This window comes from Pseudomonas sp. CM25 (assembly GCF_013179705.1).
GTDB lineage: Bacteria > Pseudomonadota > Gammaproteobacteria > Pseudomonadales > Pseudomonadaceae > Aquipseudomonas.
This window is the reverse complement of the sequence record NZ_JABMCW010000284.1, coordinates 1-7197: the sequence shown is the minus strand read 5'-3', so window position 1 is coordinate 7197 and position 7197 is coordinate 1. Positions and strand designations below refer to the sequence as shown.

General features: G+C 61.2%; 7 protein-coding genes. 1 reads left to right on the top strand and 6 read right to left on the bottom strand.

Annotated features, from left to right (window positions below):
• The 3 genes from HP546_RS31895 to murJ form a co-directional block, all read right to left on the bottom strand.
• Window positions 1-67 (bottom strand): hypothetical protein (locus HP546_RS31895; protein ID WP_372242455.1); only part of this gene is annotated, 67 nt, incomplete at its 3' end.
• Window positions 64-1014 carry a bifunctional riboflavin kinase/FAD synthetase gene (ribF, locus tag HP546_RS23095; RefSeq protein WP_172229948.1) on the bottom strand — a complete coding sequence of 317 codons (951 nt, stop codon included), beginning with the start codon at window positions 1012-1014 and terminating at the stop codon, window positions 64-66. The genes ribF and HP546_RS31895, both read right to left, overlap by 4 nt.
• 118 nt (window positions 1015-1132) lie before the next feature.
• Window positions 1133-2671, bottom strand: a complete 1539-nt coding sequence (gene murJ / locus HP546_RS23090; RefSeq protein WP_172229945.1) for a murein biosynthesis integral membrane protein MurJ — start codon at window positions 2669-2671, stop codon at window positions 1133-1135.
• A 250-nt stretch (window positions 2672-2921) separates the two neighbouring features.
• Between murJ and rpsT the strand changes: the two genes are divergently transcribed.
• Window positions 2922-3200: a 30S ribosomal protein S20 gene (gene rpsT / locus HP546_RS23085; RefSeq protein WP_003247625.1), complete on the top strand. Its 279-nt coding sequence runs from the start codon at window positions 2922-2924 to the stop codon at window positions 3198-3200.
• 206 nt (window positions 3201-3406) lie between these two features.
• Here rpsT and HP546_RS23080 read toward each other — a convergent pair whose 3' ends face one another.
• From HP546_RS23080 to HP546_RS23070, 3 genes are read right to left on the bottom strand one after another with little or no spacing between them, the layout of a single operon-like run.
• The gene (locus tag HP546_RS23080) at window positions 3407-5707 is read right to left on the bottom strand and encodes a PqiB family protein (protein WP_172229942.1); all 2301 of its coding nucleotides are present in this window, start codon (window positions 5705-5707) and stop codon (window positions 3407-3409) included.
• The gene (locus tag HP546_RS23075; RefSeq protein WP_172229939.1) at window positions 5700-6323 is read right to left on the bottom strand and encodes a paraquat-inducible protein A; all 624 of its coding nucleotides are present in this window, start codon (window positions 6321-6323) and stop codon (window positions 5700-5702) included. Before HP546_RS23075 ends, HP546_RS23080 begins: the two co-directional genes overlap by 8 nt.
• Complete coding sequence (locus HP546_RS23070; protein ID WP_172229936.1) at window positions 6310-6969, bottom strand: paraquat-inducible protein A; 660 nt, start codon at window positions 6967-6969, stop codon at window positions 6310-6312. Before HP546_RS23070 ends, HP546_RS23075 begins: the two co-directional genes overlap by 14 nt.
• Between the last annotated feature and the right edge of the window lie 228 nt (window positions 6970-7197).

Genomic DNA, 7197 nt, shown 5'->3' with positions numbered 1-7197 from the left:
GAGGCAGGCCGGCCTTCATGGGGAAGGCGGTGTCCGGAAGGTTAAGCGTGGCTTTGTAGTCGGTCATTTCAGGCTCTTGGTTAGCGGTTGAGCGTGCCAATGTGCACGTGCGGCGGCGATATCCGCATCGATCGCCGACTTCAGCGCCTCCAGGGAGGCGAATCGCTGCTCTTCACGCAGCTTGTGGTGGAACTCCACCGTCAGGCGCCGACCGTAAAGGTCGCCAGCATAGTCCAGCAGATGAATCTCCAGGTGCGGGCGCCCGTCACCGGCTACGGTGGGGCGCACGCCAATATTGCCGACACCCGGCCAGGCCTTGCCGTCGATCTCGATGCTGGCCAGGTAGACCCCGGACAGCGGCACGCGGCGGCGCTTGAGCTGGATGTTGGCAGTCGGTGTGCCGAGCTGGCGGGCCAGTTTCTGGCCATGCAGCACGCGGCCGGTGATGCTGTAGGGGCGGCCCAGCAGGTGCTCGGCCAGCTCGAAGTTGCCTTCGGCCAGGGCCTGGCGCACTTCGGTGCTGCTGACCCGCAGGCCATCCTGGATGACCGTGTTGGCCGCCTCGACGGTGAAGCCGTACTGCTTGCCGGCTTCGACCAGGAAGGCGAAATCGCCAGCGCGGTCGCAGCCAAAGCGGAAGTCATCGCCCACTTCAAGGTGGCGCACGCCCAGGCCATCGACCAGGATAGCCTTGACGAAGTCATCGGCGCTGAGGCTGCTCAGGCGCTGGTTGAATGCCAGGCACAGCACCCGGTCGATGCCTTCGCCGGCCAGCAGCTCGACCTTGTCGCGCAGGCGAGCCAGGCGCGCAGGGGCAGTCTCGGGGGCGAAGTACTCGCGTGGTTGCGGTTCGAAGATCACCACGCAGGTCGGCAGGCCCAAGGCCTGGCCGCGCTCGCGCAGGCGCGCCAGGATTGCCTGGTGGCCGCGGTGAACCCCGTCGAAGTTGCCAATGGTGGCGACACAGCCCCGGTGCTCGGGGCGCAGGTTGTGAAGACCTCGAACCAGCTGCATAACGCGCTTCTTGCTCATAAAGTGGCCGATTATAACCACACCCGGGCGCCGGTGACAGGCAGCAGCGCCCAAGGGCGGCGTGGAATGCTAAAAACCGACGCCTGACCCGCCCAGCGCCTTAGTGCAAGGCCTTGCGGGCAAAATGCCGGGGCCGGAACCCACAAAGGTACAGGCAACCGAAGTACGTCACCACACCGGCCAGGATCAGTGCGCCCAGGCGCATGAAGCGCTCGAGCATGCTGCCCTGCTCCCAGGCCGGCATATAGTGCATGCCGGCCAGCAATACTGCCGACATCAGCGTCACCGCCAGCACCAGCTTGAACAGGAACATCGCCCAGCCAGGCTGCGGCTCGAACAGCTGCTGGCTGCGCAGCTTCCAGAACAGCAGGCCGGCATTCAGGCAGGCACCCAGGCTGATGGCCAGGGCCAGGCCGGCATGCGCGAACGGGCCGACCAGGGCCAGGTTGAACAGCTGGGTACAGACCAGGGTGAACACGGCAATCTTCACCGGTGTACGGATATTCTGCTGCGCATAGAAGCCCGGTGCCAGCACCTTGACCAGAATGATTGCCAGCAAACCCACGGAATAGGCAATCAGCGCGCGCTGGGTCATGGCCGCGTCGAAGGCGCTGAACTTGCCGTACTGGAACAGCGCCACGGTCAGCGGCTCGGCCAGGATGCCAAGGGCCAGGGTGCAAGGCAGTACCAGCAGGAAGCACAGCCGCAGGCCCCAGTCGAGGATCCGAGAGTACTCTTCGCGGTCCTTGTTGGCGTAGGTCTTGGCCAGGGTTGGCAGCAGGATGGTACCCAAGGCCACGCCCAGCACGCCTGAAGGAAGCTCCATCAGGCGGTCGGCGTAATACATCCACGACACCGAGCCGGCCACCAGGAAGGAGGCGAAGATGGTGTTGATGATCAGCGATATCTGGCTTACCGATACTCCGAGAATGGCCGGCAGCATCTGCTTGAGCACACGCCAGACGCCGGCATCCTTGAGGTTCAGGCGCGGCAGGACCAGCATGCCGATCTTCTTCAATGCCGGCAGCTGGTACAGCAACTGCGCCAGGCCGCCCGCCAGCACGCCCCAGGCCAGGGCCATGATCGGCGGATTGAAGTACGGTGTCAGCAGCAGGGCAAAGGCGATCATCGCCACGTTCAGCAGGGTCGGGGTGAAGGCCGGTACCGAGAAACGGTTCCAGGTATTGAGGATCGCGCCGGCAAGCGACGACAACGAAATCAGCAATATATAAGGAAATGTCACCCGCAACAGGTCGGTGGTGAGCTCATATTTTTCTGCGCTGTCGACAAAACCTGGGGCGGTTGCCCACACCACCCACGGCGCCGCCAGGATGCCGATGGTGGTCACCAGGGCCAGGACCAGGGTCAGCAGGCCAGTGACATAGGCGATGAAGGTGCGTGTCGCCTCCTCGCCTTGCTGGGTCTTGTACTCGGCCAGAATCGGCACGAACGCCTGCGAGAACGCGCCCTCGGCGAATATGCGCCGCAGCAGGTTGGGCAGCTTGAACGCGATGAAGAAGGCGTCGGTGGCAACGCCAGCACCAAAGATGCGCGCCAGGATGGTGTCACGAACGAAGCCTAGCACCCGCGAAATCATGGTGATCGAGCTTACTGCAGCCAGGGATTTGAGCAGGTTCATCGAAAAGATTCACGCCAATGACAGAGGACGCTGCCAGACAGCGTCCGAATGTGCGATACTCCCGCGCCGTTGCAGGGGAGCCAAAAATTCCCGAGTGTACAGGTCGCGCAGCAGAAAGGAATCTTTCCAGGTTGTTGGCGCACCGCTCGGCGGAACCTTGCAGGTGGCCTTGACATCCGGTCGACTCATCGGCATGATTCGCGGCCTATTTTGTTTGCTATTTACCTAAAGTCTTTCGAGGAGCTCGACGGTGGCCAACACACCTTCCGCCAAGAAACGTGCAAAACAGGCTGAGAAGCGTCGCAGCCACAACGCCAGCCTGCGTTCCATGGTCCGCACCTACATCAAGAATGTAGTTAAAGCCATTGACGCAAAAGACGCCGAAAAAGCGCAAGCCGCTTACGTTCTGGCTGTACCTGTAATCGACCGTATGGCCGACAAGGGTATCATCCACAAGAACAAGGCTGCTCGTCACAAAGGCCGTCTGAATGGCCACATCAAGGCGCTGAAAGAAGCTGCAGCTGCCTAAGCGACGCGCTATTCGAAAAACCGACCTTAGGGTCGGTTTTTTGTTGCCTGCAATTCATGGCAATTGTTCACTCCAAACATTTACCTTGAATTGCCAAGGAATCAGCATCAATTGACATACCTGCAGGAGCGGGCTCACCCGCGAACACCGGCAAAGCCGGTGCCATTCACCGCGTCACCGCCCTCGCCGGTGAGCCGCCCCTGCATTTACCTGGCTATCTGGATCTTCGGCGCCCACTGCAGCCATTCATCTTCAGCCTTCTCAAACAGGGCAAACGTCTGCTGAGGCCGTGCCGGGTTGCCCATCTGCTCACCGTCCGGTGTTGCGAAGGCGATACCGCCATCAATCAGGGTTTCCACCGACTCGGTGCGCACCGTAGCCCCCTTGAACAGCCCCCAGTCGAAACCGAAGCCACTGCTGTTCCAGAAGCGGCTGCCGCTGCGCACCAAGGCGGCATAGCGCGGCTCGATGAGAATATGGATCAGCACCCGATCAGCACTCTGGCCCAGCTCGAAACCCGTCACCTTACCCACCGTAACCTCACGATAGGTTACCGGCACACCCGGCTTGATCGAACCACGGCGCGGGGCGCTGAGCGTCAACGGCAGGCCGACCTCCGGCCCTGCCACCTGCGGCGCATCGGCCAAGGCAATGAAGTCGCGCTGCGGGCCACGGTCTTTGGCGGCTGGCTGAACTTCCAGGTACTGCCCGCCCACCAGGGTATCGAGGTTCTCGGTGCGTACCAGACCCAAGGCCGGCTTGACGACCCAGAACTGCGTGCCTGCACGTGCAATGCGGTTCGCCGACTCGGTAATGCGCGCCCGCAGCAGCACAGCCTGCAGGTCATCGGTCAGGTCGACGCTCTCGATACTGCCTACATCCAGGCCGCGGAAGCGGATCGCAGTACCCGGCTTGAGGCCATCGGCACGGTCTACCCGAATGGTGATCAACGTACCCGCACGGTTCACCGCCTCCTGGCTCTCATGCAGGCGGAAACGCGGGATATGGCGTTTAAGTGCTACATCGGGGCGCGGCGTGTCGAACGCGATACCACCGGCCATCAGTGTCTGCAGTGATTCACTCTTGATCTTGATGCCCGACAAGCCGCCCGTCAGGGTAATACCGCTGACGTTCCAGAAGCGCGACGAGCCGTTGACCAGCTTCTCGTATTCCTTCTCGATATGCACACCGATCAGGATACGGTTGCTGTTGCGGGCGAACTGGTAGCTCTGCACGCTACCTACCTTCACCTGGCGGTACATCACCGGGCTGCCGATCTCGAGCGACCCCAGGGTATCGGCGAATAACACCATGTGCAGGCCCGGCGCCTTGAGGTCGAGCGGCGGCGCCTTGGCGCGCGCCTCGAACTCACGCTCTGGCCGCGCGCCCTTCTCACCTGGACGAATGGCGATGTAGTTACCTTTGACCAGTGCTTCCAGGCCGGTAATACCCGCCAGGGATATGGAGGGTTTCACCACCCAGAACTGCGTGCCCTCGACCAGGTAGTCTTCGGTCAACGGGTCCAGCGTCAGCTCGGCGGATGCGCTGGCCAGGTTGTCTTCCATCGTCAGGGCTTTCAGCGAGCCAACCTGGATGCCCTTGTACATGACCGGCGTACGGCCGGCCTGCAGGCCTTCATAGTCGCTCAGCTTGACCTTGACCCGGATACCGGCCTGGGCTGCATCGAAGTCTTCATACAGGCGGAATGGCAGGCTCGGGTCGGTTGGCGGGCTGTCCTTGCGGTATTCCGGCGTGGCGAAGGCGATACCGCCGGCGACAATGCTCGACAGTGACTCGCTACGCACTTTCACCCCCGACAGCGAAGCATCGATGCTGACGCCGCTGGCATTCCAGAAACGCGTATGTTTACGCACCAGGCTGGCGTATGCCGGCTCGATGAACACCTTGACCTCAACAGTGCTCTGGTCCTCGGACAGCCGATAGCGTTTCACCCGGCCAACCTGGATCTGCTTGTAGAACACCGGGCTATCGCGATTGAGCGAGCCCAGCCTCTCGGCCTTGAGCATCAAATGCAGGCCGGGTTCCGAGTCCGAGAGCGGTGGCGCCACTTTCAACGCGGTAAAGCGCTTGGTGCGCTCGCCCTCCCCCGGGCTGACGGCGATATAGTTGCCCGACACCAGCGTTTCAAGGCCGGAGATACCCGCCAGGGTGACGCTCGGCTTCACCAGCCAGAAGCGGGTGCCTTTAGTGAGATGCGGCTCGGCGGCCTTGTTCATCTCGATGGTGGCGATCACCCCCTGCTTCTCGCCCTGGGCATCGAGCACCAGGCTCTTGACCTTGCCAACCGGCATGCCTTTGTAGATAACCTCGGTCTTGTTGGCGACGATGCCCTCACCCGACTCGAAGCGGACTTCAATTTCCACGCCGGCATCACGGTATGCCTGCCATGCGAGCCAGCCCCCGATCATCAACGCGATCAATGGCAGGATCCAGATAGCCGACCAGTTCGAGGCTGGGCGGGTTTTAGCCGTTGGCAGGTCACTCATGGTCGTCATCCGACTCCGTGTTATCCCAAATCAGTCGGGGATCGAAAGTTAAAGCGGCAAGCATTGTCAGGATCACCACAGTTGCGAAGGCGACAGCGCCCAGGTTGGCTTCGACACTGGCTATCCGGCCGAAATTCACCACCGCCACCAGGATGGCAATGACGAAGATATCCAGCATGGACCAGCGCCCGATGAATTCGATGAAGCGGTACATCAATATGCGCTGCCGCGCCGAAAGCGGCTGACGGCGCTGCACCGAGTACAACAACAGGCCAATCCCCACCAGCTTGAACGTGGGCACCAGGATGCTGGCAATGAACACCACGGCGGCAATGGGCACCATGCCGTGCTTGAGCAGGGTGATGACGCCGGACATGATGGTGTCGGGGCTGCCTTGCCCCAAGGTGCTCACGGTCATGATCGGCAGGACATTGGCCGGGATGTACAGAATCGACGCTGCAATCAGCAACGCCCAGGTACGCACGATACTGTTCGGCCGGCGCGCATGCACAATCGCACCGCAGCGGGTGCAGGTTTGCGACCTGCTGCCCGGCTCATTTCTGTTCAGTTCGTGACATTCATTGCAGACAAGAATGCCCGCATCAATCGCCCGCATGCAGGTCCTCCCCCGATAGCGCACTCCAGATCTGGTGCGGTGACATCACCACTTCAAGCCAGACCTGGATCAGCAACAGACTGATAAAGCAGAACAACCCCAAACCCACGGTCAATTCGGCCAGGTCCACCAGCTTGACGATGGCCACCAGCACACCCATGAAATAGACCTCGAGCATGCCCCAGTCGCGCAGGTGGTGATAGATGCGGTAGAACAGCAGGCCGAAGTTGCGCCCGATGTTCAGGCGGATACTGAGCAGCACAGCCAGCTGGCAGAGCAGTTTTGCCAGGGGAATGGCCATGCTGCACAAGAACACCACTACCGCCACGCCGCGCATTTCCGAATTGTACAGGCCCACTACGCCGCTCCAGACAGTGTCGTCCGACGTCTGGCCAAGCAGGTGCAACTGCATGATCGGCAGGAAGTTTGCCGGTACGAATAGCAACAGGGCTGTGAGCACCAGGGCCAGGCTGCGATTGACCACATTATGGCGATGGGCATAGAGCTCGTAGCCGCAGCGCGGGCATTGGGCTTTCTCATCATGCTGGAGCACAGGCTTGCGTAGCAGCAGGTCGCATTCGTGGCAGGCGACCAGCTCGTCCAGCGGCAACTGGGCCAGCGTTTGGGGTTCGACAGGGTTGGACATGGAGCCCTTCTGGATAGGTGCGTGAGCCTATTCTAGTGTTCTGGCTCGAATTGTGGGAGCCGACAAACCACAGGCATGCACGATACCTGAGATTTTCGCCCACAAAGACAAAACCCCTACCTGCATGCGCAGATAGGGGTTTTGCGAAATGAATCTTGACGATGACCTACTCTCACATGGGGAGACCCCACACTACCATCGGCGATGCATCGTTTCACTACTGAGTTC